This is a genomic window from Achromobacter sp. ESBL13 (assembly GCF_036668755.1).
GTDB lineage: Bacteria > Pseudomonadota > Gammaproteobacteria > Burkholderiales > Burkholderiaceae_B > Achromobacter.
In genome coordinates this window covers 740,687-764,061 of sequence record NZ_JAZEVT010000001.1, presented here as the reverse complement: position 1 = coordinate 764,061, position 23,375 = coordinate 740,687, and the positions used below count along the sequence as shown (strand labels likewise).

Here is a 23,375-nt window from a genome sequence, read left to right as displayed (position 1 = left end):
GTAGGCGTCCGAGGACGCATGCGAGGAAACCCGATAGTGTATCAAACGGGGCTCGCCCCGCCCGATCAGTGGTGGTGTTCGTCCAGCACCAGATGGGCCAGGCCCTTCTCGGTGGCGATGCCGACCTTCTGGCCGATGGGCAGCGTGGCCTTGGTGGCCACATGGCCGTACGGCAGGCCCGTAATCACCGGCACCTTGACCGTCTTGCGCAGCCACGCCACCACTTCATGCAGGTCGTAACCCTGGTCGTGCGGGGCCAGCTTGTAGTCGGTGAAACGGCCCAGCACGATGGCCTTTTGCTTGGCCAGCACACCGGCCTGCGCCAGCTGGATCAGCATGCGTTCGACACGATACGGATGCTCGGCCACATCTTCCAGGAACAGGATGCCACCGCGCACCTTCGGGAAATACGGGGTGCCCACCAACGACGCCACCATGGCCAGGTTGCCGCCCCACAGGATGCCGCGGGCATCCACCGGGTCGGCGTCCTGGGTTTCGAAGCTAAGGATTTCAAGCTCGCCGCGCATGACTTCGCCGAACAGGGCTTCGGTCAGGTCATCGACCTTTTTGCCGCCAAAGTCAGCCACGGCGGTGGCGCCGGTGTAGCTGACGGCGCCCGTCTTCGCCAGCAGCGCCAGGTTGAAGGCGGTGAAGTCGCTCATGCCGACAAAGCGCTTGCCGCTGTCGGCCATGGCCGTCCAGTCGATCTGGTCCAGCAGGCGGCCCATGCCGTAGCCGCCGCGCGTCACCATGACGATGGGCAACTTTTGCTTGGTGGCACGAACCAGGCTGGCGGCGCGCTGCGCGTCGGTGCCGGCAAAACGCTGGTGCACGGCGTAGGCGCTGCGGTCCAGCGCCGTCTTGAAGCCTTGCTGTTGCAGGCGTTCACGCGCCAGTTCAACCGTGGCGGGGTCGCGCACGGCGGATGACGGCGAGATCAGATAAATGCCGCGAGCGTCGGGCATGACTTGCCCGTCAGCATGGTCGTGGCTGTGGTCGTGACCGCAGTCCTCGCCGCAGGCGAGCCCATGGTCATGATCGTGGGCGGCGGCCGCCGAGGTAGCCGCCTTTTTCGAGGCGGATTTGGCGGGTTTGCGGGTGCTCATGCGATGGATTCCTTGGCGCGGCGTTCACGGAAGAACCGGCGCAGCAAATCGCCGCAAGGTTCCGCCAGCACGCCGCCGGTGACTGAAGTGTGATGGTTGAGTTTCGGCACCGAGCCCACGTCCAGCACGCTGCCGCAGGCGCCGGTCTTGGGGTCGTAGGCGCCGAAAACGACGCGAGCCAGTCGCGCGTGCAGCATGGCGCCGATGCACATTACGCAGGGTTCCAGCGTGACGTACACGGTGATGCCGGGCAAACGGTAATTTTCCAGGCGCCGCGCGGCGTTGCGCAGCGCCACGATTTCGGCGTGGGCGGTGGGATCGTGGTCGATGATGGTGCGGTTGTAGCCGCGTCCCAGGATTTCGCCTTGCGCGGAAACCACCAGCGCGCCAACGGGCACTTCGCCGATGTCATAAGCGGCCTGGGCTTCTTGCAGCGCCAATTCGATGTAACGCGCGTCTTCGGCCGTCCAGGCGGGCACTGCCGCCAGCGGGCCGGCCTCAACCACGGTACACCCGCGACTTCAGGGCAATGCGGCCGGCCAGGCTGGTCACGGCCTCTTCAAGCCATTGATACAGCTCGGCTTCTTCGTCGTAGCGGGCCTGGTTCAGGTTGGACACGCGGCCTTCTTCGATGAAGCCCCAGGCGCGGCTGCGCTTGTCGCGGTGCTTGGGGTCCCACACGCCGAAGGCGAAGCCGCCCGCGCGACGGATCAGCGAGAAGCACGGGATGTCGGTATAGCCGTCGCCCACGAACACCATCTGGTCGAACGGCACGCGCAGCCGGTCTTCGGGCACCTTGCGGTTGACCTCGAAGGGCTTGTTGCGAAAGTCGCGGCCGATGATGCCCTTCTGGATGTGGAACAGGTAGCGCGTCTTGTCGGTAAAGCTGACGATGCGGCGCGGGAACGTGATGCCGCCGTCTTCGCCGTAGACAAATTCCGAGGCCCAGATCTCGGTGAACTCATGCGCAATGGGGGTCGAGCGGACAACGTCGCCAATGCCGCTTGAGATCAGGTAGAACTCCAGCTGCACCTGCGGCTGTTCGGCGCGAACCGCCGCGCGCAGGCGCGAAAACAGCGTGGGCACCCCATCATGCAGATCCAGCCGGGCGCCCCACTCTTTCAGGCGCTGCTGCGTGATCAGCCCGTGCGTGCCGGCCTGCGACAGCTGAATCATCTTGTAGAGATAGGCGGGCACCGGGTCCCAGTCTTGCTTGGACAGCAAGGGGTCGACCTCATCCTTCCAGAACGAGGCCGTGTCCACGCCGATACTTTCCAGGAAACCGGACGTGCTGTCCGAGGCCAGCGTGTCGTCGAAGTCGAAAATCAGGGCAATGACGTCGGACATGGGTGCGTGATGGAGGCAAACGTAAACAGCGCGCAAGGCGCAACAGCCGTCATTTTGCCTGAATGTGACGGCGGTTGCGCCCGTGCCGCCCCAAACGCAAAGCGGCGCCCTGCCGGGCGCCGCGTCGCTCATTTACCGCATGGAGTTTCACTGGCGCATCGGCGCGCCCGTGGTGGCAGGCGGCGGCGCCATCCCCGGGGACGTGGCCGGCGGCATCGCGCCCGTCGAGGGCATGGTGCCGGCAGGCGGCGGCACGGTACCGGCCGGGACCTGGATCACCGTTTCACGCAGCACGCCGCCGCCCTGCACGCTGCCGCGCACGTTGGTCGGCGAACTCATCTGCGTCAAGCAATCCTGTCGGGAGCCCGCGGGCAAGCGGTTGCAGCGGTCCACCATGTTTTGCTGAAGCTGGTCGGACGAACCTTCCTTCAAGTTCTGGCGTTGGGCCTCGTCGCGCGCCGCGCCGGCTTCGCGCATGCAGGTGGCGCGGTCCTGGTTGGTCTTGCCACTTTTGCAGTTCGCCACGTCCTGCTCGTATTGGGACTGGATGGCAGCGCGGCCGATCGCATCTGCCGCGTGGACCGCCCCCGCAGCCAGCATCAAGCCCGCCGCGCAAAGGGATGCCGCAAGGCGTTTCGTATGCATGGGTCGTACGTTCATGGCCAGCTCCTTACTAGAATTGAACCGAGATTGAACCGAAAGCGGCACCGTCTGTAGTACCGCTGCGCCGCTTGTTGAAACCACTATCCCACGACTGCGCGCCGCGCACATGACCAGCGACGTGATTTCGTAAGGCTACGTTTCAAGCCCGTGCCAGGGGCCCACTTGCCCCTGCTGTCACCACATAAAGAAAAACAGGGGCGGTTGGCCCCTGTCAGTCATATTGCCGCGTTGCAGCATGGATTTCGGCGTTCACATGCCGTGTCGCTTGTTACAGGCTTATCGCGCATCCTGGTCGGCATCGGCTCTAGTCAGACGATGACGATAGGTGGCCGCCCGCATCAGCAACATGGCCGTTACGGGCGAAGAAACCACCAACAACAAGGTGATGATGACCTCGTGAAAAACCGGTCGCGCGGACCACGCGGAAAACACCAGGATGGACGACAGCAGCACGCAGGCGCAGCCCAGCGTGTTACCCAACGTGGGCGCATGGATGCGGGCGTAAAAGCTGCGAAAACGTAGCAGCCCGGCAGAGCCCGTCAGCGCCAACAGCCCGCCCAGCACCAGCAGGACGCAGGCGGGAATGCCCGCCCACAAGGGAATGGCGGCGTCCATCATGGCTCGATGACCTCGCCGCGGAGCAGGAAGCGCGCCATGGCCGTGGACCCGACGAATCCGAACAGCGCGATCAGCAGCGCAATGTCGAAATACAACGAGGAACCGGACCGGATGCCGAAAACCAGCATCATCAGCATGCCGTTGATATACAGCGTATCCAGCGCCAGCACGCGGTCTTGGGCGGTGGGGCCGCGCAACAGGCGGATGGTGGCGCACAGCATGCCCAGCGCAAAGCACACCAGGGCGAAGGATGCCGCCCAATACAGTGCGGTATTTATCGTCATTCAAACATCTCCATCAACGGGCGCTCGTAGCGCTGCTGGACCAGATCCACCCAGTGCTGCTCGTTCTGCAGGTCCAGCACGTGTAATTTCAGCTCGTGATCGGCCGTCAGGTCCACCCAGACCGTGCCCGGCGTGTAGGTCACGATGCACGCCAGCATCGCCAGCCCGTGCGGGTCGCGCATGGTCAGTGGAATCATGATGAAGCCGGGTGAAAATTCGTTGCGGCGAGGGCTCAGGATCAGCTTGGCCACGGCGATGTTGGACCGGATGATGTCCGCCGACACGTGCAGGAAAAGCGGCACGGCCTTCCACAGCCGGCGCGGGCGCGCGTGCAGCGGGCGCAGGCGCGAGGCCGCCCACGTAAACCACAAGGCCAGCGCCGCGCCCAGCGCAATCTGGCCGGCCGACAGGCTTTCGTTCAGCACCAGCCACAACACAAACAGGAAGACGGGCAGGAACAGGAAGTAAACGCGGCGCATCAGCTTCCCCCTTTCAGGCCGCGCACGGTCTGCGCGGACATGACGGCGTCAATGTAGGACTTGGGTTGGTCCAGGGACCGCGCCGCGTCGTCCAGATAGGCCGACACCGGGCCGGCGCCCGCCGCCAGGCCCACGCACAACAGCAACAGCACGGCAACCGGGCCTGCTTCGATCACGCGCAAGCGGGGCGTGCTGCGGTCGTCGCTGGCCCAGAAGACGCGGATGCCGGTGCGCCCCAGCCCGACCAGGCCGGCCAGGCCCGACACCAGCACGGCGGCCACGAGGATCCATGCGTCCATCGGCGGCGCCGATTCCGTGGCGGCGGACACGGCCGCCGACAACAGCGAGAACTTGGCCACGAACCCCGACAGCGGCGGCAAGCCGGTAACCAGCAAGGCGCAGCAGATGAACGCCAGCCCCAGGAAGGCCATGGCCGCCGGAATGGCCACGCCGACCACATCGTCGGAGCGGTTGACCGACGTGGGATCGTCCAGATCGAACGCGTCCAGCGTCACGGCCAGCACGTTGGCGCCAAAGCTGCGGGTGCGTTCAATCAATTCGGCCAAGAGGAAGAACGCGCCGGTCGTCAGCACGGAACTCAGCAGGTAGAACAGCGCGGGGCCGGTCAGCGTGACGCCGGGCATGCCCAGCGCGGTCAACAAGGTGCCGGCCGAGACAATCACGCAATAGCCCACGATCTTCTCCAGCTGCTGGGTGGCCAGCAGCCCCAGCGCGCCGAACAGCAGCGTGGCCAAGCCGGCCGCGAACATCCAGTCCAGGCTGAACGCGGCGGGTGCGCCCGACGGCAGCAGCAGCGACCCGATGCGCAGCAGCGCATAGATGCCGACCTTGGTCATGATGGAGAACATGGCGGCGATGGGCGCGCTGGCCGATCCGTAACCCTTGACCAGCCAGAAGTTCAGGGGCCAGGCGCCGGCCTTGACCAAAAAAGCGATGCCCAGGATGGCCGCCCCGGCTTCGAACAGCATGCGTTCGGCGCCCGTCAGGTTGCCGGCGCGCAGGGCCAGGTCCGCCATGTTCAGCGTGCCGGTCACACCATAGATCAGCGCAATGCTGATCAACAGCAGGAAGGAGGCCACCAGGTTCACGGCAATGTATTGCAGGCCGGCGCTGACGCGCGCCACGCCCGAGCCATGCAGCAGCAAGCCATAGGACGCGGCCAGCAGCACCTCGAAGAAGACGAACAGGTTGAACAGATCGCCCGTCAGGAAGGCGCCGTTCAGGCCCATCAGCAGGAACTGGAACAGCGAATGGAAATGCACTCCGGCGCGGTCCCAGCGGGCCAGCGAATAGGTCAGCGTGGCCAGGCCCAGCACGGCCGTCAGCGTCAGCATCACCGCCGCCAACCGGTCTACCACCAGCACAATGCCGAAGGGCGCGGGCCAGTCGCCCACCAGATAAACGCCCACGCCTTGCGGCCAGACGCCCGGTACGCCGCCGCCCGCAACCACCAGCAAGGCGATGGCGGCCGCCAGCTGGGCCAACGTGGAGGCCATGGAAATTGCCCCGCGCGCATAGCGGCTGGTGTCGGCCAGCAGCAGCATGGCCGCGCCGGCAAACAGCGGCACGATGATGGGCAGGACAGGAAGATGTTGCAGCCAGAAACTCAAGATTGGGACTCCCGTCCATCGACGTGGTCGGTGCCCGTCAAGCCGCGCGAGGCCAACAGCACCACCAGGAACAGCGCGGTGGTGGCAAAGCCGATCACAATGGCCGTCAGCACCAGCGCCTGCGGCAGCGGGTCGGCGTACCAGGATGGGTCATGCGCCATGGCCGGGTCGATGACCGGCGGACGCGCCGACGTCAGACGGCCCATGCCGAAAATGAACAGGTTGACCGCGTAGGACACCAGCGACAGGCCCATGATGAACTGGAAGGTACGCGGCCGCAGCAGCAGCCAGACCCCCGAGCCCGCCAACACGCCAATCGCGACGGCATAAATCAATTCCATCAGGCTTCCCCTGTTTGTATGGCGGCCGCCTGCATCTCGGCGGCGGCCTTGCGTTGCGCGCGCAGCGATTGGTGGGCCAGCGCCACCAGCACCAGCACGGTGGAGCCCACCACCAGCATGTACACGCCCAGGTCGAACAGCAACACGCTGGAAAGATGCACATGACCGATAAGCGGCAGCGCCACGTCCCAGGCCAGCGCGGCCAGGAACGGCTTGTAGGCCAGCCATGCGGTAACGGCGGCGACGCCAGCGGCCAACAGGCCGATGCCGATCCAGTTCTGGGGATTCAGGCGGCTGCGCGATTCCACCCAGTACACCCCGCCCACCATGTATTGCAGGATGACGGCGGTGGCGAAAATCAGGCCACCCACGAAACCGCCGCCCGGCTGGTTGTGGCCGCGCAGCAGGAAGTAAACGGAGATCAGCGCGGCGGTGGGCAGCAGCAGGCGCACCAGCACGGTAGGCACCATCATCGAGCCGCTGGGCACCAGCGATTTGATGTCGGGCGCGGCGGGCACACCGCCGTCCTGCTCTTGCTGTTGACGTGGCAGGTCCGCGCTTTCGGCGGCGGGACGGAAGCGGCGCAGCAGTGCGTAGACCGTCAGCGCCACGATGCCCAGCACCGTGATTTCGCCAAAGGTATCAAACCCACGGAAGTCCACCAGAATGACGTTCACCACGTTGGTGCCGCCGCCGTCGGGCAGCGCGCGGTCAACGAAGAACGACGAAATCGTGTCGCCTTGCGGGCGCACCAGCACTGCGTACGCCAACGCGGCCATGCCGGTGCCGGCGGCCGTGGCCAACAGCAGATCCCGGAAACGGCGGCCGCGAGCCAGCAGCGTCGCCTTCAGGGGTTCTTCGTCGTCTTTCGCGATCCGGCGCGGCAGCCAGCGCAGGCCCAGCAGCAACAGCACCACGGTGACGACTTCCACTGACAGCTGCGTCAGCGCCAGGTCGGGCGCGGAAAACCACACGAACGTCAGGCAGGTGATCAGGCCCGCGCCGCCCGCCAGCGCCAGGGACGCCAGACGGTGGTACTTGGCCTGGTACGCCGCGCCCAGTGCGCAGGCGCCACCGACCAGCCACAGCAAAGCAAAAGCCGGGTCCACGGGCGTCATGCGGCCGGTGCCTTCCAGCCACCCACCCGCGCGCAGCGGCAGCCAGGCCACGAACAACGAGCCCAGCACAATCAACAGCATCTGCACTTGCAGGCGCGACGAGGCCACCCACCGCAGCAGCCACGCGGCCGCCACGCTGGAGCCGTCCAGCAGCGCTTCGAACGTGCGACGCCCGTCCAGCCGGTAAATGAAGGGAACGCGGCCTGGATTGGCGCGCTGGTGCGCGCGCAGAACCAGATACAACAGCACGCCCGCCGTCGTCGCCACCAGGCTCATCACCAGCGGCAGGTTCACGCCGTGCCAGACGGCCAGACTGTATTCGGGCATGTTTGCGCCCAGGATGCTTTGCGCGGCGGTTGCCAGGAAGGGGCCGACCGTCAGGCTGGGAACAACACCCACCAGCAAGCACATGAACACCAGCAAGGCGCTGGGGAACAACATCCAGCCCGGCGGCTCGTGCGGGGCGCGGGGCAGGTCCGTGGCGGGCGGGCCGAAAAATACCTGGAGGATGAACCGCAGCGAATACGCCACGCTGAACGCGCCGGCGATCGTGGCCAGCAACGGCAGGCCGATCTGGGTCCAGCGGTCGCCGCTGACGAAGGTGGTTTCCGCGAAGAACATTTCCTTGGACAGGAAGCCGTTCAACAACGGCACGCCCGCCATCGACGCCGCCGCCACCATGGCCAGCGTGGCGGTGATCGGCATGGCCTTGTACAAGCCGGACAGCCTGCTGAGGTCGCGCGTGCCGGTTTCGTGGTCCACCACCCCGGCCGCCATGAACAGCGACGCCTTGAAGGTGGCGTGGTTGATCATGTGGAAAATGGCGGCCACCAGGGCCAATTCACTGTTCAGGCCCAGCAACAACGTAATCAGGCCCAGATGGCTGATGGTGGAATACGCCAGCACGCCCTTCATGTCCTGCTGAAAGATGGCCGCGTAGGCGCCCAGCACCAAGGTGATCAGCCCTGCCCCGCCGATCACCCAGAACCACTGGTCGGTGCCGGCCAGCACCGGCCAGAAGCGTGCCAACAGGAATACGCCGGCCTTCACCATGGTGGCCGAATGCAGGTAGGCCGACACGGGCGTCGGCGCCGCCATGGCATTGGGCAGCCAGAAATGGAAAGGGAACTGGGCGCTTTTGGTCAGCGCGCCCAAGGCCACCAGGACCAGCACGGCGGGATACCAGGGGTCGGCGCGGACCAGATCGCCGGAGGCCAGCACGCGGTCCATGTCGTAGCTGCCTACGATATGGCCCAGGATCAGCACGCCGGCCAACAGGCACAGGCCGCCCGCGCCCGTCACCGTCAACGCCATGCGCGCGCCGCGGCGGGCGTCCAGGCGGTGGTGCCAATAGGCGATCAGCATGAAGGAAGCCAGGCTGGTCATTTCCCAGAACATGACCAGCTGGATCAGGTTGCCGGACAGCACCACGCCCAGCATGGCCGCCATGAACGCCAGGAAAAACGAGAAGAAGCGCGGCACCGGGTCTTCCGGCGACATGTAGTAGCGCGCATACAGCACGACCAGTGCGCCCATGCCGGAAACGATCAGGGCGAACAGCCAGGCGTAACCGTCCATCCGTAATGTGAATTGCAGGCCCAGGGCGGGCGCCCAGGGCATGTCGACCCGGACCACGCCGCCGTTGGCGACTTCCGGGTAAAGGCTGGCTATCAGGATCACACAGGCCAGCGCGATAAGGCCGGCCAGCCACGCCTCGGCATTGCGGGCGTTGGAAGGCAGCAGCGCGGCGCACAGGCTGCCGGCAAACGGCAGAGCGAGGATCAGGATCAGCGACATGGCGTTCCGAGAATGTCCGGGCCCCCTCCCGCCAGCACGTGGCAGCGAAAGACGAAACAGACCGGGGATTGAAAGACGGACGGAACCCTGGCCCGGTGCGTCGCTGCACTACACGTTGCCCCGCGGGGACATCAACCAACGCCCCATTGAACGGCGCAGACAGAAACAAACGCAATAGCTTTCTTGCAAGACCGGCCAAGAATCTCCCCCGAAAAATATCAGATTCTTGTAAGTTATGCAGAACTTTATGCATTTACCCAGCTGATGACGGCACGATGACTGCGCAATCATTGCGCATCGAAAATCGCCCGGAAAACGTTCATGTCGTTGTCAGGCCTGGGATTTTCGCCGATCTGCCGGCATATTCCGGCAACGTCCAGAGGCCCAAAAAAAGTTATCCCGGCCTACAGGGTGAATCCTGAGTTGACCGTAGGGGGATTCCTGTGTGGAATTGCGCCCACGAAGCGTCGACCAAGCCAGCACCCGGGCAAGGCGCGCTTCACCGACGCCGGCCCATGAAGCCGGTCGGCTCGGAACAACAATATGGAGAAGACTCTTGACCGTGCTGTCTCATGCCAAGGCCGTCCTGGCCGCCGCCATCGCAGGCGTCTGCTTTAGTTCGTCGGCCCTGGCCGCCGACCCCTACCCCAACAAGCCCATCCGCCTGATCGTGCCTTTCGCCGCCGGCGGCACCACCGACATCGTGGCGCGCATCGTCGCCGAAGGGCTGGGCCGGGAACTGGGCCAGGCTGTCGTCGTGGAAAACCGAGGCGGCGGCGGCGGCTCGATCGGCGCCGACGCGCTGGTGCGTTCCGCGCCGGACGGTTACACGCTGGGCGTAGCCACCGTCAGCACCATGGCCACCAACCCGGCCACCAACCCGAAAAACCCCTACAACCCGCTCAAGGACTTCACCCCGATCACCAACCTGGTGAACGTGCCGAACGTGCTGACGGTGAACCCGGCCGTGCCCGCCAAGACGCTGGCCGAATTCATCACCCTGCTCAAGGCCAACCCGGGCAAGTACAGCTACGCGTCATCCGGCGCGGGCGGCATCGGCCACCTGGATGGCGAACTGTTCAAGTCGCTGACCAAGACCGACATGGTGCACGTGCCCTATCGCGGTTCGGGTCCGGCGCTGAACGACGTGATCGCCGGCCAGGTCAATGCCCAGTTCGACAACCTGCCGTCTTCGATGCCGCACATCCAGGCCGGCAAGCTGCGCGCCCTGGCCGTGGCCGCGCCCAAGCGCCTGCCCACGCTGCCCGATGTGCCCACGTTCAAGGAAGGCGGCCTGCCGGAAATGGACAACATGGCCTGGTACGGGCTGGTGGCCCCGGCCGGCACGCCGCCGGCCGTGGTCGAACGCGTGCACGCGGCGGCCGTGAAGGCGCTGCAAGACCCGAAGATCGTCCAGCGCCTGGCCGATGGCGGTTCGTTGGTGGACGGCAATACGCCGGCCCAATACGCCGACCAGATCAAGCGTGAACTGGAGTTGCGCCAGCGCATCGCCAAGGAGCGCAATATCGTTTCGACGAACTGATCGCCCCCCGAGGCAAGCCGTACCCGAATTGGGGACGGCTTGCCGACTTGACTAGCGATGCCCGGGTGTTAGCATCTGGCCCCGTGCGATCCAATTTTTCTCCCCTCCCTCCCGCTGCCTGCGTTCTCTGCGCCCTGCGCTCGACTTTGTTGAGCTCGCAGGAAGTCGCCGCGCGTTCCGCCTACGCGCGCTCCAAGCCCGGCTGATCCTCCGGCTTTCCCGCTTCCCCCGTTTTTGATTCCGGCCTGCCGCCGGCGGCTTACGCACATCCGTGCCAATGTCGTGGCGTGCGCCGGCGTACGCCCTGCCGCGTGGCCGGGCGCAGCGCTCGTCCCATGAATCTTCGTCGCTTGCCTCGTGGCAGGCGGCCTGGCCACGCATTGATCTTCATCCAGCGCCATGCAACTCACCAAAAAATTCGTCAAAGCCAAGAACCCCTGCGCGGGCGGCTACAAGTGGTTTATCCGCGATCACAACGGCCAGGGGGATTACCAGGCCGTGCTTGACGCCCTGGTCGCCGATGGCCGCATCAGCGACGCCAACTGGCTGCTGGATCAGTTTGGCCCGACCGATGCCGTGCTCCGGCTGGACTCACTTGACGCCAATGCCATCGTCTTCGCGGGCACGCTGGAAATTCGCATGGGCATCAATGTGGACACGGTGGTGCGCGCCGGGCGCAGCATCATCACGGGCGGCGGCATCCGTGCCGGAGAAACCATCATGGCGGGCGAAAACATCACGGCCGCCGCCAACATCGCATGCGGCGGCGAGATCCATGCGGGCGGCGACATCAGCGCGGACTGGGGCATCGAATCCGCCTCGCGCCTGGAGTGCCGGGGCAACGTGCGCGCCAAATGGGACATCTGCGCGGGTCAGGATCTGGCCGTCACCGGCCACCTGCATGCCGGCCAGGACGTGCGCGCCCAAGGCGCCATCCAATGCGGTCAGGGCATCAAGGCGGGCGGCGATGTCCGCGCCGACCACGCCATCAACGCCACCTCGGGCATTCAGGCGGGCGGCGCCATTCACTGCGGCGACCACCTGGCCTCGGGCTGGGGCATGATCGCCGGGGGAGACATCCGCGCCGACGGCTCCATTCGCGCCGGTGAAGGCGTGCGCGCGGACGGCGTCATCCAGGCCGGCGACGGCCACGGGGTCTACGCGGGCCTGAGCGTCCGACTGGATGCCTGGTCGGTATGCGCCCGCGTCGTGGCCAAGGAGCGGCCCGCGCAGTTGGTCAGCGGGTACTGGGCGGGGCAGGACGCGGGGTGCGGCGTGGACGAGGCAGAGGGGGTCGCCAGCGCGGGCGGCAATGGCGCTCTGGGGTCTATTGCGGGATCGGCCTCGCATTCCGTTGCGGGGACGGTGGCAGGTGCCGCTGCAAATTCCGTTGCGGGGACGGTGGCAGGTGCCGCTGCAAATTCCGTTGCGGGGACCGTCGGTTCCGGCCCTGCCCGCCCCCGCCCGCTTAGCGTCGCGCTGGCTTGATGCCCGGGGCGGGATGCCGCAGCACCAGCATCAGCCCCAACAGAATTGCCCCCATGCCGGCCAGGCTTAACGTCGACAGGCGGTTGCCCAGCACCAGGTAGTCCAGCGCCGCCGTACCCGCCGGCACCAGGTAGAACAGGCTGGTGACGTTGACCAGGTTGCCGGCCTGGATCAGGCGATAGAACAGTAGCGTGGCGCCCACCGATATCACCAGGCCCATCCACAGCAGCGGCAGAATCAGCCCGATGCTCCATTGCGCCGTCACCGACTGAAACGGGGCAAACAGCAGGCACAGAGCCAGGCTCACCGCGTACTGCAACGGCATGACGTCCAGCGGCGGTTGATCGATGCGCTTTTGCAGCATCGCGCCCACCGTCATGCTGACCAGCGCCGCGAACGCGAAGCCCATGCCCGCCATTGAAAAGCGCGCCATGCCGATGCTCTGGTACACCACCATCACCAGCCCCGCCAAGGCCAGCAGCAGCCCGGCGATGCGGGCCTTGTCAAAGCGCCGCTCCATGACCGCCAAGGTCAGGATGGGTTGCGCGCCCAGCAATGTGGCCAGCACCCCCGGCGTGATGCCGTGATCCAGCGCCAGCAGATAGCAGATGGAATAAACGCCGATCAGCAGCAGGCCCGTTACCGCGACGCCGGCGCGCGTGCCCGGCGCGGGCAACCATCGCCTGCGCCGCCACGCCACCAGCCCCAACACGGATAAGGCCAGCACAAAGCGCAGCAGCAGAAAGGCAAAGGGCGACGCGTGCGACAGGCCCCATTTGGCAAAGATCGCACCGCCGCTCCACAGCAGCACGAACAAGGTTGTTGAGCCGAATGCGGCCCAGGTATTTCGATTTAAATGCATCGTTGCACCTGTCAAGGTAAGCACAGGCTCCAGACCGACAGTCCTTCCGTGGATCGCTTTGGCGATGGCGGTGCGACGGCGAAGGCGATGGCGTGGATGGCGATGCCATGGCATCGCCTCTCACGATCGCGATCGATATCGCTACGGCCGTCTGCTTGGCAGAATCGGCCGCGCGCGAATCAGACGCGACGCACGCGTTCGACTCGCGCACGCATCAAGCGCGCGGATGGACTGACGATGATTAAGGACTGGAGCCGGGAATGGCGGATCGGCAATCAGCCGAACACGACCACGGCTGGCGGGTTCGCGGCCCGGACCACGCCGACGGGCGGCGAGGCAGGCGGGAATACCGGCGGCGAAACTACCGCGCGAACGACCGCTGAGACGACCGGCGAAATGACAGCCGAAATGACAGCCGAAATGACAGCCGAAATGACGCCCGAAATGACAGGAGGAACGACGGGGGAAATGACGGAAGAAAAGAGAGGAAAAGCGGTCGCCGAAGTAGCAGGCGACGAAATAGCGGACGACGAAACAGCCGGCGACGAGACAGCCGGCGACGAAGCAGCCAGCGACGAAGCAGCCGGCGACGAAGCAGCCAGCGACGAAGCAGCCAGCGACGAGACAGCCGGCGACGATACGGGAAACCGCGCGCGGCAATATCCGCGGCGTGCCCCATGCTTCCTACGCCAATGCGTGCTGGCGTGCGCGACGGCAGCGGCAGTCGCCACGGCAGAGGCACCGACAAGGGTTTCGAAGGACGGCTGGGAAGCAGGCATTCGCGCAGGCTACCGACCGTTGCTTTTGCCGTCAATAGGGACGCGCAACGCCAGCCGCTCTCAATACCGCACCGATGCAGGTTCCGGGCTCGCCAACTTCACGCACCGATGCGCCGCTGCTCCACCCCCATGTCGCGCCAAGCGTCGCCGTGGCAGGTGAACATCAGGATCTGATGGCGCGTGGCCGCATCGAACAAGGCGCGCTTCATGAAGTCGCGGCGGGCATCGTCGGTGTGCACCAGCGCGTCATCCAGCAACAGCAAGGTGGGCCGCCCGGCTTCGCGCAGCAGGTCCGCATAGGCGAATCTGGCCAGAATGCCCAGCTGCTCGCGCGTGCCGAAACTTAGCGCATCCAGCAGGTCTTCGCTCTGGTCTCGGCGTAGCGCCGTGGGCAGCAACGCGTCGTCCAAGCGCAGCGCAGCGTCCGGAAACAGCAGAGCCAAGTAGTGATTCAGGCGGCGAGCCAGCGGCGCCTGCAAACGTTGGGTGGCGGCCGCGCGCTTGTCGGTCAGCAGCTTTTGCAGCAGGTCCAGCGCGGCGGCACGGCGCGACAGTTCATCACGCCGACGCGCCAGCCGCTCGCACGCGGCAGTGGCTTCCAACAGGCGTTCGCCCAGCCCCTGCGCGCCCGCCTGATCCAGCTTGCCCTGCAATTGAAGGATGTCGCCGTGACGCTTGTGCTGCGCCTCGCGCTCGATGGCCGCCGATTTTTCATAGCGTTGCACGTCCTGCTCGGCCAGCTCGGGCCGGTGGTCCGCCAAGGCGGCCTGTGCCTCGCGCACCCGGCGGTCCAGGTCGTCGTGCGTGCTGCGGGCTTCCGCCAGACGCCCGGCACGGGCCTGGCGCTGTTCGGCGCGCTCGGCCGACTGCATATCGGCGGCGCGCGCGGCCGCCTGCCCTTCCAGCAATTGCGCCCGTGCCTGATCGGCGTCCAGCGCGCGCTGCGCCGCCGCCAACGACGCATCCGCCTGCGCGCCAACGGCCGTGGCTTCGCGCAGCGCCTGGGTCGCGGCAGGCAGATCATCCAGCCCGGTGTCCGCCACCGCCGGCAACTTGGCCAGCCGCTCTTGCAACGCCACACGGCGGGCCAGGGCCTCGTCACGCTGCCCACGCAATACATCCAGCCCCTTGGGCGCGTGGATGGCCAGCGTTTTACGCATGCCGTCAAGCTCGCGCTGCAACGCCGTATAGCGCGCGTGGCGCTGTTCGGCATCGGCCAGCGTTGCCACGCCCAGGCGTTCCAGCAAACCATTCCAGGCAGATTGCAGCCCGCCAAGCTCACGCTGAAGCGTGGGCAGATTCTGGCCCCCGGGTTCGATACGGAAACTGCCCACGCCGGGCAGCTCAATGTCGGCGGCAGCCGTCAGCAGCACCTGCCCCGCACCGCTTATCGCGCGGCCATCCATGCTTGCCTCACGCCCGGCTTCCAGCTGGTATGACAAGCGCGTGGCCACTGCTTGCTGGCGCAGTTGCAGGTTGGCCAGTTCACGTTCGGCTTTGCGCAGCGCATCGATATCGCCATCGGCAATCTCAATGCGCAACGCCTCGGTTTTCAGTGTCGAGCCTTGTTCGATCAGGGTGGTTACGGCACGCAGCGCGTCGTCCAGTCGTTCAATTTCGGCGTTCAACTGGGCTAGCTGATGTTCCAGGTCGTGCCGGTCAGACACGGCCTGAACCGCCGTCACGCGCAAGCGGGCTGCATCCAGCGCGGCGGCGTGCGCCTGCTGTTGCTGCTGCGCCCGCGCAAGCGGCGCCTGGGCGGCATCGACACGGGCACGCGCGCCCTGGGCCTCCTTGATCAGTGCGTGATAGTCGGCCTCGTCTTGTTGGTCGCGCCGCACCTGGTCTTGCAGCAAGGCCAATGTTTGCACCGCCTGGGCCTGCTCGCGGCGCAGGCCTTCCAGGGCGTCGCGCTGTTTTGCCGCCGCGGCCAGCCGCGCGCGCGCATCAGCGGCACGCGCTTCGAAGTCCTTCCAGGGTTCAGTGGCCTGGGCGCGTTCGTGATCGCGGCGCAGGCTGGCCAGACGGTCGACATCCGCATTCAGCTGAGCCATGGCCTGGGCGCAATCGTCGCGCTCGGACGTGGCGCGCGCCAAGGCGTCCTCGGCCTCTTTGTAGATGCCCTTGGGGCGGCCGTTGCGCGCATCCAGCAAGGCGGCGCGTTCCGCCGACACGCGGTCAAACAGGCGGTCGCCATCGGTGGCCGTCAGCTCGCCTGACAGTTGCGTCAGTGCGTCGCGCAGATGCGTGCCGGCGTAAGACGCGGCGGCTTGCAGGTTGTGGCCGTCTCCTTGCTGTATCCACAGCAGGCCGGGGATGCCGGCCAGATCCGGCTTGCTTTGCCCCCTGCCCGGCAGCTCGAAACCCAGCAAGGAAGCCAAGGCGTTTTCGGCTTCTTCGCCGTCCAGGCGCTGGGCCCCACCGTCGATCAGCAATTCACAACGCGCCCGCGACAGGAACTGTTTTTTCAGCACGTACTGATGGCCGCCATGCGCGAACGACAGTTCCACGGTGGGCCGCGCGCCGGACTCGCCATGCGGCGCCAGGTCGGCAACCTTGCTGGTGCTGTAGCGTTCCAGGAACGCGGCCCGAATGGCCGCCGCCACCGTGCTTTTGCCGGCCTCGTTTGCGCCCACGAACAGGTTCAAGCCGTCTTGCAGGCCATCCAGAACCAGGGGCTGGCGGAACTTGCGAAATTCTTCCAGCGCGATACGGGACAGCTTCATTTGGCAGCCCCCGTCGCGCTTTCACGTTGAAATCTAAGTAGTAGCCGCAGGGCCTCGGCAGCGATGGCGGCTTGTTCGCCGTCCGCCTGCAAGGCCTGTAGCTGCGCGGCCACTTCGCCCACGTAGCCGCTTGCGCCAAGCTCGGCCAGATCGGCCTGATCTGGCTCCAGCCGCAAGCCGGACAGGTCGGGCAGCAGCGCGCGCACCTGGGCAGCCGCCTGATCCATGGCGCGTTGCAGTGCGTCCCAGGTTTCCATGTTGACGTGCCCATGTACATCCAGCCGAAGCACGTCTTCAGCGCGCAAGGCGGACAGTTTTTCAGCCAGCGCCCGCGCGTCGGACGGCACGCTGATGGTCTCGACCCACGCCGACCAGCGGTATTTGCCGATAGCCACGCGTTCGACCACGGGGGTGGCGCCCGCTGCATCGATGCGCACGTCCAGCACGTAGCCGGGCTCGTTGTTGCGGAAGCGGTCTTGTTCGGGCGTGCCGGCATACCAGGTGCGCGCGTCGATAGCCAGGCAACCGTGCCAGTCGCCCAGGGCCAGGTAGTCGAGTCGGGCGCGCGCGGCGCGGTCGGGTGCGATTGGGTTGGTGGCGTCGATGGTGTCGGGCAAGCGGCCGGCGACGCTGCCATGCGCCAAGCCCACACGCACGCGCCCGGGCTCGGTATCCAGTGAATCGAACGCCTGGGTGACGTCGTCGTAGGTATGGCGCTGGGTCAGCGGCGCGGCCAGCACGGCCACGTTGATGTCGGGCAGATCAACCACGCCGATTTGCGTGGGTACATGCACGTTCGCGGGGATGCAGTCCAGTTGCGCCGCGCGGCTCCAGACGCTGTCGGCCAAGGCCGCGTCGTGGTTGCCGGCGATCATGACCCAGGGGCCGGCATAGGCCGCCATGGCGGCAAACAGGCGGCGGATGGTGCGGTCGGAAACGCCTTGCGTATCGAAGACGTCGCCCGCGACCAGCACGGCATCCACGCCGCGTTCGGTGCCCAGCGCGGCGATGCGCTGCACCACGTCGAAACGCGCTTCGGCCAGCAAGGCGGCGTCGTCGGTTTCAAACTGGCCGTATTGACGGCCGATCTGCCAATCGGCGGTATGCAGGAAATGAGTCATGCGGCGATTTTGGCATAAGCCGGCGCGCATCAAAAAAAACAGAATGCCAAATTGGTCACGCTGCATGACCACATCACCGCGCGCCCGCCCGACGATTCCCGCGACCGCCTGTTCGCCTGGGCCGAGCGGCGCTCAGGCGCCCTTGCCGCCCAACACCAACGACGGGTTGGACGACGCGCCGCGCTCGTAGCGCGACAGGCCCAGCCCGTCGGTGCTGATGGCGGGCCGCTGGCCCATGACCTGGTCGGCCACCAGCTTGCCGGAGCCGCAAGCCATGGTCCAGCCCAGCGTGCCGTGGCCGGTGTTCAGGAACAGGTTGCTGTAGCGCGTCGGCCCGACGATGGGGGTGCTGTCCGGCGTCATCGGGCGCAAGCCCGTCCAGAATTCCGCCTGCGCCACATGGCCGCTGTCGGGGAACAGGTCGTTGACGACCAACTCCAGCGTCTTGCGGCGCGCGTCTTTCAGGCGCAGGTCAAAGCCGGACAATTCCGCCATGCCGCCCACACGGATGCGGTCGTCGAAACGGGTCACGGCGATCTTGTAGGTTTCGTCCAGAATGGTGGACACCGGCGCGGCGGCGTCGTCCTTCATGGGAATGGTCAGCGAATAGCCCTTGACCGGGTAGACCGGAAGGTCCAGGCCCAGCGGTTCAAGCACGCCGCGTGTGTAGCTGCCGAAGGCGGCCACGTAGCGGTCGGCCGTCAGCACGTCGTTGCCCACGCGCACGCCGGTAATCTGGCCGCCCGCCACGTTCAGGCCGGAAACGGTCTGGTTGTAGCGAAAGTCCACGCCCAGCGCCGCGGCCATCTCGGCCAGGCGCGTGGTGAACAGGCGGCAGTCCCCGGTTTCGTCGTTGGGCAGACGCAAGCCGCCGGCCAATTTATGGATCGAACGCGCCAGGGCGGGCTCGGCCGTGACCAGGCGATTGCGGTCCAGCAGTTCGTAGGGCACGCCCACTTCTTCCAGCACGGCGATGTCGCGGCGGGCGGCTTCCAGCTGGGCGTCGGTGCGGAACAGCTGCAACGTGCCACGGGTGCGCTCTTCGTAATGGATGCCGGTGGACGCGCGCAATTCGCGCAGGCAGTCGCGGCTGTATTCGGCCAGGCGCAGCATGCGCTCTTTGTTGACGGAATAGCGGTCGGCCGAACAGTTGGCCAGCATGGCCGCCATCCACTTCAGCTGATACAGGCTGCCGTCCAGGCGGATGGCCAGCGGCGCATGCTTCTTGAACAGCCACTTGATGGCTTTCAGCGGAATGCCGGGCGCCGCCCAGGGCGTGGAATAGCCCGGTGACACCTGGCCGGCGTTGGCGTAGCTGGTTTCCTGGGCGGCGGCGGGCTGGCGGTCCAGGACCGTTACCCGGGCGCCCTGACGGGCCAGGTAATACGCGGTGGTGGTGCCGATTACGCCACTGCCTAGGACGATCACATGCATGATTCTTTCCGTATTTGGATTTGCTCAGTAATTTCGGTAGTCTATGAGCCTCCTCGCAGTGAAAAGCACTGATTATTTTGCTTTGACAGAGCTTTTTCTCGGGCGCCCCCTCTTTTTTGACCGCCAAAAGTGAAATGCGCGAGCTCGATAGAATTGACCTGAAAATCCTGGAAATCCTGCAACGCGAAGGCCGCATTTCCGTCACGGATCTGGCCGAGCGGGTCAGCCTGTCGGCCACGCCCTGTTCAGACCGGGTAAAACGGATGGAGCGCGAAGGCGTCATCACGGGTTACCATGCGCGCGTCAATCCGGCGGCGCTGGGCAAGAACCTGCTGGTCTTCCTGGAAATCAAGCTGTCGGCCAAGTCGGGCGACGTGTTCGACAAGGTCAAGAAAGAACTGCTGTACGTGCCGGAAGTGATGGAATGCCATCTGGTGTCCGGCGATTTCGATTACCTGGTCAAGGCGCGGCTGACGGAAATGAACGAGTACCGCCGTCTGCTGGGCGAGATCCTGAAACGCCTGCCGGCGTCGGCCGAATCGCGCAGCTACGTCGTCATGGAAGAAATCAAGGAAACCTTGTATCTGCCCGTGGACCGCTAGCCGTGCGGCGCGGTGAATTCCAGTAGTGAATACCGGCGTGGCGTGACTGGTGCGGTGCTGGCCTGCTTCGCCCCGGCGGGCACGCGGTTTGTTACGGGCGTATGCGTCGGCGGCTGCTATGCTGGCGGCCCTCTGACCCGCGCCGCTGGCCTTGTCCGACCCCAATTCTTAAGTCCCTGCCTATGACTCGTCTCTACAAATACTTCTTCCGTGGCCTGATCACCGTTCTGCCGCTGGCCCTGACCATCTACCTGCTGTACATCTTCCTGGCCTGGACCGAAGCCGTGGCGCTGACGTTCCTGCGCCCCTTCATCGGCGGCTTTTATGTGCCGGGCATGGGTTTGGCCCTGGGCATCCTGGGGATTCTGGCGATCGGCTATCTGGTGTCCAAGCAGCGCGTGCAGCGGTTCTTGACCGTGGTGGAAATGCCCTTCACCAACCTGCCGGTGGTCAAGAGCATTTATTCGTCGCTAAAGAGCTTTGCCGATTATTTTTCGCCCAGCTCCAAGAACACCGCGCAACAGGTGGTGATTTTGCGCTTGCCGGGGCAACAACTGGAATTAGTGGGTCTGGTGACCCGCCGCAGCATGGAAGGCCTGCCCGAAGGGTTTACGCAAGGTGACCGCGTAGCCGTTTATTTGCCGATGGGCTACATGATCGGCGGCTACACGGTGTTTGTGCCGCAAGATTGGGTGCAGCCCATCGATATGTCGGTGGAAGAAGCCATGCGTTCGTCGCTGATCGCCTGGATGGCGCGCGCCGAACACCCCCGCCCCGCTGCGCCTACGGTCGTCGAGCCCACCGACGCGCCGGACGCTACTGAAGCGCCTGCCCCGCCCCACGCGTCGGCTACACCCGCGGCCGGTGCGCCGGGCGCCGGGACGCCGGGCGCCGGGACGCCGGCCGCCGGGACGCCGGCCGCCGGGACGCCGGCCGCCCATACGCAGGCTGCCCGTACGCCAGCCGCCGACACGCCTCCGGCTGGCGGACCGCTCTGAATCGCCCTACTTCCTGATACGCGCACTCCATGCCCTTGATCGAATTCACGCTTGCCGAAGGCAGCCCCTATATTGAAATCAACCAGCTCTTGAAAGCCACCGGCGTTTGCGACAGCGGCGGCGCGGGCAAGATGATGGTGGCCGACGGCCACGTCAGCGTGGGCGGCGTGGTTGAAACGCGCAAGACCGCGAAGATTCGTGGCGGCCAGATCGTCACCATTGGCGACATCCGCATCGTGGTGCGCGCCCCGCAAGCCCCCGCGCCGGACGCCTGAGCCGCGCCCTTTCCCCTACCCCCGCAACACCGCGAGCCCTCATGAAATTCAAGATGTCCCAGAACTCCATCTTCGCCGTTCTGCTGCGTTCGCCGTGGTGGATGAGCGCGGGGGTGGCGTTGGTGTTAAGCGCGGGTGGCTTTGCGGCCTTGCCGCTGGAATATGCCGCGATGGGCGTCTTTGCGGCGGTGCCATTCGCGGTGATCGCCATCATGGCCGCTTACAAGCAATTGCGCGCGCCGTCGGGCACGCGTGTGCAGGCCGTAGCCGAAGCCGCGGCCGCCATGACCTGGGCCGACTTTGCCAACACCGTTGAAGCCGGGTTCAAGCGCGACGGTTGCGAGGTCCAGCGCCTGCAAACGCCGGGTGCGGACTTTGCGCTAAGCAAGGACGGCCACGTGGCCATTGTCAGCGCCAAGCGCTGGAAGGCCGCACGCGTGGGCGTCGAACCGCTGCGCGAGCTGCAAGCCGCGCGTGAAAAGCGCGGTGCGCGTGAAGCCATCTACATCGCCTTGGGCGACGTGTCGGACAACGCCTGGGCCTACGCCAAGGCGCAGAACGTGTCGCTGATGACGGCGCCCGAACTGACCAAGCTGCTGCGCGACTTGAAAACCTGAGCCCGCTCACACCTTTTATTCCCATCGGCACCTGTCAATGATCTACCGCATCCTGGCCGACCTGGTCCTTGTCGTGCACGGGCTTTTTGTCGCCTTCGTGGTGTTTGGCGGCCTGCTGGCCTTATGGCGGCCGCGCATGGCCTACTGGCACCTGCCCGCCCTGGCCTGGGGCGCGGTGGTGGTCGGCATGGGGCTGATCTGCCCGTTGACACCGCTGGAGGTGTCGCTGCGCCAGCAAGCCGGGCAGGAAGGCTACGCGGGCGGCTTCATCGAACACTACCTGCTTGGCGTCATCTACCCAGAAGGCATCACGCGTGAAACGCAGATGGGGCTGGCGGCCGTGCTGATCGTTGGCAACCTTGTGATCTACACGCTTTGGGCGCGCCGGCGCCGCCGCGCCGCCGCGCGCGCATGACTGCCTGCGCGCGTGCATGAACCCGCATGACCGAGCCTATCGACATGAATTCCACGCCCCCTTCCGACAACGCCCCCGCCGACCCTTCCCACTTGATCCGCGCCTTTGACGCCACCGGGCAGGAAGTGCTGATCACGCGCGATCAATGGCGTGACAACGTACTGCCCGGCGCCATCGAACAGCGCTGGAACGATGCCGACGCGTTGGCGGCGTTGATCATCCAATCCCTGAACGACGACTTCATCGACGACATGGTCGGCCCCGCCGAACGGCTGGTGCAGTTGGACCAGAACCTTGAGCGCGCCGTCGTGTTGCAAGCCATCGTCTACCTGAAGCAAGGCCGGCTGGACGACAGTGAGCGCGCGTTGACTGACTTCTGCGCGCGGCACGGCGAAACCGGCATCGTGCTGACCAACCTGGCGAAGGTGCACGCCGAACGTGGCGACGACGACAAGACGCTGGACACCTTGTGGCGCGCGCTGCAACGGGACCCCAACCAGGACAACGGCCTGGGCTGGTACGAAGCCATTCATCGCGACGTGGGCGGCGACGCGGCCGGTGTAGGCGCCATGCAGCGGGTTGCGGCACTGCCCGGCAGTTGGCGCGCGCGCTTGTGGCTGGCGCGCGGCGAATTGGGCGCGCACAACTATGCAGGCGCCCTGGCGCTGTATCGCCAAGCCTTGTCGCAAGCCGGCGACCCGGTGCCCGGCGACCTGCTCATGCAGATGACGGGCGACCTGGGCAATGCGGGGCGCATCCCCGATATTCTGCAACTGGCCGCCCCGCACTTTCATGCCGCCCTGCACGGCCCCCAGGTGGGCAATAACCTGATCAAAGCCTATTTGCTGCTGGGCCAGCCAGACCCCGCCCGCCACATTCTGGACGCGCTGCACGCGTTGGGGCAGCCCGAATGGAAGGAACACCTGGCGTACTGGGAAGCGGAACTGGCCCGATTGCAAGCGCAGCGCGGCGCAGCCGGCAGCGCCGCTTAGTGGTGTCTTGACGTCGTCTTGACGTCGTCTTGACGTCGTCTTGACGGTGTCCTGCCGGCGTCTTGGCGGCTTTTGCCAGTGTCTTGGCAGCTTTTCCCGGACGCGGCTGGCCGCGTTGGCACCACCCATGCGCGCCCGT

21 protein-coding genes and 2 pseudogenes are annotated in these 23,375 nt (G+C 65.9%); 9 read left to right on the top strand and 14 right to left on the bottom strand.

Annotated features, from left to right (window positions below; translation table 11 throughout):
• Window positions 1-65: 65 nt before the first annotated feature.
• From V6F88_RS03545 to V6F88_RS03500, 10 genes are all read right to left on the bottom strand, one after another.
• A complete protein-coding gene (locus V6F88_RS03545) occupies window positions 66-1,106 on the bottom strand; it encodes an LD-carboxypeptidase (protein ID WP_332608004.1) in 1,041 nt (346 codons plus the stop codon).
• Window positions 1,103-1,594, bottom strand: a complete 492-nt coding sequence (tadA, locus tag V6F88_RS03540; RefSeq protein ID WP_314355684.1) for a tRNA adenosine(34) deaminase TadA — start codon at window positions 1,592-1,594, stop codon at window positions 1,103-1,105. The genes V6F88_RS03545 and tadA overlap by 4 nt, the downstream gene beginning before the upstream one ends.
• A gap of 10 nt (window positions 1,595-1,604) precedes the next feature.
• Entirely contained in the window at window positions 1,605-2,453 is an 849-nt protein-coding gene (locus V6F88_RS03535) for an HAD family hydrolase (RefSeq protein WP_332608003.1), read from the bottom strand.
• A gap of 147 nt (window positions 2,454-2,600) precedes the next feature.
• Window positions 2,601-3,113, bottom strand: a complete 513-nt coding sequence (locus V6F88_RS03530; RefSeq protein ID WP_332608002.1) for a hypothetical protein — start codon at window positions 3,111-3,113, stop codon at window positions 2,601-2,603.
• A gap of 279 nt (window positions 3,114-3,392) precedes the next feature.
• Window positions 3,393-3,734: a monovalent cation/H(+) antiporter subunit G gene (gene mnhG, locus V6F88_RS03525; RefSeq protein WP_332608001.1), complete on the bottom strand. Its 342-nt coding sequence runs from the start codon at window positions 3,732-3,734 to the stop codon at window positions 3,393-3,395.
• Window positions 3,731-4,018, bottom strand: a complete 288-nt coding sequence (locus V6F88_RS03520; protein WP_332608000.1) for a K+/H+ antiporter subunit F — start codon at window positions 4,016-4,018, stop codon at window positions 3,731-3,733. The genes mnhG and V6F88_RS03520 overlap by 4 nt, the downstream gene beginning before the upstream one ends.
• Window positions 4,015-4,497, bottom strand: a complete 483-nt coding sequence (locus V6F88_RS03515) for a Na+/H+ antiporter subunit E (RefSeq protein WP_332607999.1) — start codon at window positions 4,495-4,497, stop codon at window positions 4,015-4,017. Before V6F88_RS03515 ends, V6F88_RS03520 begins: the two co-directional genes overlap by 4 nt.
• On the bottom strand, window positions 4,497-6,128 hold the full coding sequence (locus V6F88_RS03510) for a monovalent cation/H+ antiporter subunit D (protein ID WP_332607998.1): 1,632 nt from the start codon (window positions 6,126-6,128) through the stop codon (window positions 4,497-4,499). The genes V6F88_RS03515 and V6F88_RS03510 overlap by 1 nt, the downstream gene beginning before the upstream one ends.
• Window positions 6,125-6,469, bottom strand: coding sequence for a Na+/H+ antiporter subunit C (locus V6F88_RS03505; protein ID WP_332607997.1), 345 nt, complete (start codon window positions 6,467-6,469; stop codon window positions 6,125-6,127). The genes V6F88_RS03510 and V6F88_RS03505 overlap by 4 nt, the downstream gene beginning before the upstream one ends.
• Complete coding sequence (locus V6F88_RS03500) at window positions 6,469-9,384, bottom strand: monovalent cation/H+ antiporter subunit A (RefSeq protein WP_332607996.1); 2,916 nt, start codon at window positions 9,382-9,384, stop codon at window positions 6,469-6,471. Before V6F88_RS03500 ends, V6F88_RS03505 begins: the two co-directional genes overlap by 1 nt.
• 556 nt (window positions 9,385-9,940) lie before the next feature.
• Here V6F88_RS03500 and V6F88_RS03495 point away from each other — a divergent pair.
• Entirely contained in the window at window positions 9,941-10,927 is a 987-nt protein-coding gene (locus V6F88_RS03495; RefSeq protein WP_332607995.1) for a Bug family tripartite tricarboxylate transporter substrate binding protein, read from the top strand.
• A 399-nt stretch (window positions 10,928-11,326) separates the two neighbouring features.
• A pseudogene (locus tag V6F88_RS03490) lies at window positions 11,327-12,193 on the top strand (hypothetical protein); the annotation flags it as partial.
• Between the two features lie 202 nt (window positions 12,194-12,395).
• Here V6F88_RS03490 and V6F88_RS03485 read toward each other — a convergent pair.
• Window positions 12,396-13,277 (bottom strand): DMT family transporter, encoded by an 882-nt coding sequence (locus tag V6F88_RS03485; RefSeq protein WP_332607994.1) that lies wholly within the window; start codon window positions 13,275-13,277, stop codon window positions 12,396-12,398.
• A gap of 237 nt (window positions 13,278-13,514) precedes the next feature.
• On the opposite strand from V6F88_RS03485, the gene V6F88_RS03480 reads away from it, so the two are divergent.
• The gene (locus V6F88_RS03480) at window positions 13,515-14,216 is read left to right on the top strand and encodes a hypothetical protein (protein ID WP_332607993.1); all 702 of its coding nucleotides are present in this window, start codon (window positions 13,515-13,517) and stop codon (window positions 14,214-14,216) included.
• On the opposite strand, the gene V6F88_RS03475 is transcribed toward V6F88_RS03480, so the two are convergent.
• The 3 genes from V6F88_RS03475 to V6F88_RS03465 all read right to left on the bottom strand — a co-directional run bounded on the left by V6F88_RS03475 (window position 14,155) and on the right by V6F88_RS03465 (window position 19,337).
• Entirely contained in the window at window positions 14,155-16,782 is a 2,628-nt protein-coding gene (locus V6F88_RS03475; protein WP_332607992.1) for an AAA family ATPase, read from the bottom strand. The two genes, V6F88_RS03480 and V6F88_RS03475, sit on opposite strands and share 62 nt — an antisense overlap.
• Complete coding sequence (locus tag V6F88_RS03470; RefSeq protein WP_332607990.1) at window positions 16,779-17,903, bottom strand: metallophosphoesterase family protein; 1,125 nt, start codon at window positions 17,901-17,903, stop codon at window positions 16,779-16,781. The genes V6F88_RS03475 and V6F88_RS03470 overlap by 4 nt, the downstream gene beginning before the upstream one ends.
• A gap of 132 nt (window positions 17,904-18,035) precedes the next feature.
• A complete protein-coding gene (locus tag V6F88_RS03465) occupies window positions 18,036-19,337 on the bottom strand; it encodes a D-amino acid dehydrogenase (RefSeq protein ID WP_332607988.1) in 1,302 nt (433 codons plus the stop codon).
• Window positions 19,338-19,471: 134 nt separating this feature from the next.
• On the opposite strand from V6F88_RS03465, the gene V6F88_RS03460 reads away from it, so the two are divergent.
• The 6 genes and pseudogenes from V6F88_RS03460 (at window position 19,472) to V6F88_RS03435 (ending at window position 23,236) form a co-directional block, all read left to right on the top strand.
• Window positions 19,472-19,939, top strand: coding sequence for a winged helix-turn-helix transcriptional regulator (locus tag V6F88_RS03460; RefSeq protein WP_046805042.1), 468 nt, complete (start codon window positions 19,472-19,474; stop codon window positions 19,937-19,939).
• 182 nt (window positions 19,940-20,121) lie between these two features.
• A pseudogene (locus V6F88_RS03455) lies at window positions 20,122-20,817 on the top strand (DUF502 domain-containing protein); the annotation flags it as partial.
• A 149-nt stretch (window positions 20,818-20,966) separates the two neighbouring features.
• A complete protein-coding gene (locus tag V6F88_RS03450; protein WP_046805016.1) occupies window positions 20,967-21,212 on the top strand; it encodes an RNA-binding S4 domain-containing protein in 246 nt (81 codons plus the stop codon).
• Window positions 21,213-21,253: 41 nt separating this feature from the next.
• A complete protein-coding gene (locus V6F88_RS03445) occupies window positions 21,254-21,829 on the top strand; it encodes a restriction endonuclease (RefSeq protein WP_332607985.1) in 576 nt (191 codons plus the stop codon).
• A 37-nt stretch (window positions 21,830-21,866) separates the two neighbouring features.
• The gene (locus V6F88_RS03440) at window positions 21,867-22,244 is read left to right on the top strand and encodes a DUF2784 domain-containing protein (RefSeq protein WP_332607983.1); all 378 of its coding nucleotides are present in this window, start codon (window positions 21,867-21,869) and stop codon (window positions 22,242-22,244) included.
• A 26-nt stretch (window positions 22,245-22,270) separates the two neighbouring features.
• On the top strand, window positions 22,271-23,236 hold the full coding sequence (locus tag V6F88_RS03435; protein ID WP_332607981.1) for a tetratricopeptide repeat protein: 966 nt from the start codon (window positions 22,271-22,273) through the stop codon (window positions 23,234-23,236).
• The last annotated feature ends 139 nt before the right edge of the window (window positions 23,237-23,375 follow it).

Coding starts and splice junctions, on each gene's coding strand:
- V6F88_RS03545 (WP_332608004.1), bottom strand. CDS start 1,106: ATGAGCACCCGCAAACCCGCCAAATCCGCCTCGAAAAAGGCGGCTACC.
- V6F88_RS03535 (WP_332608003.1), bottom strand. CDS start 2,453: ATGTCCGACGTCATTGCCCTGATTTTCGACTTCGACGACACGCTGGCC.
- V6F88_RS03530 (WP_332608002.1), bottom strand. CDS start 3,113: ATGAACGTACGACCCATGCATACGAAACGCCTTGCGGCATCCCTTTGC.
- mnhG (WP_332608001.1), bottom strand. CDS start 3,734: ATGATGGACGCCGCCATTCCCTTGTGGGCGGGCATTCCCGCCTGCGTC.
- V6F88_RS03520 (WP_332608000.1), bottom strand. CDS start 4,018: ATGACGATAAATACCGCACTGTATTGGGCGGCATCCTTCGCCCTGGTG.
- V6F88_RS03515 (WP_332607999.1), bottom strand. CDS start 4,497: ATGCGCCGCGTTTACTTCCTGTTCCTGCCCGTCTTCCTGTTTGTGTTG.
- V6F88_RS03505 (WP_332607997.1), bottom strand. CDS start 6,469: ATGGAATTGATTTATGCCGTCGCGATTGGCGTGTTGGCGGGCTCGGGG.
- V6F88_RS03500 (WP_332607996.1), bottom strand. CDS start 9,384: ATGTCGCTGATCCTGATCCTCGCTCTGCCGTTTGCCGGCAGCCTGTGC.
- V6F88_RS03485 (WP_332607994.1), bottom strand. CDS start 13,277: ATGCATTTAAATCGAAATACCTGGGCCGCATTCGGCTCAACAACCTTG.
- V6F88_RS03480 (WP_332607993.1), top strand. CDS start 13,515: ATGATTAAGGACTGGAGCCGGGAATGGCGGATCGGCAATCAGCCGAAC.
- V6F88_RS03475 (WP_332607992.1), bottom strand. CDS start 16,782: ATGAAGCTGTCCCGTATCGCGCTGGAAGAATTTCGCAAGTTCCGCCAG.
- V6F88_RS03470 (WP_332607990.1), bottom strand. CDS start 17,903: ATGACTCATTTCCTGCATACCGCCGATTGGCAGATCGGCCGTCAATAC.
- V6F88_RS03465 (WP_332607988.1), bottom strand. CDS start 19,337: ATGCATGTGATCGTCCTAGGCAGTGGCGTAATCGGCACCACCACCGCG.
- V6F88_RS03460 (WP_046805042.1), top strand. CDS start 19,472: ATGCGCGAGCTCGATAGAATTGACCTGAAAATCCTGGAAATCCTGCAA.
- V6F88_RS03450 (WP_046805016.1), top strand. CDS start 20,967: ATGCCCTTGATCGAATTCACGCTTGCCGAAGGCAGCCCCTATATTGAA.
- V6F88_RS03445 (WP_332607985.1), top strand. CDS start 21,254: ATGAAATTCAAGATGTCCCAGAACTCCATCTTCGCCGTTCTGCTGCGT.
- V6F88_RS03440 (WP_332607983.1), top strand. CDS start 21,867: ATGATCTACCGCATCCTGGCCGACCTGGTCCTTGTCGTGCACGGGCTT.
- V6F88_RS03435 (WP_332607981.1), top strand. CDS start 22,271: ATGACCGAGCCTATCGACATGAATTCCACGCCCCCTTCCGACAACGCC.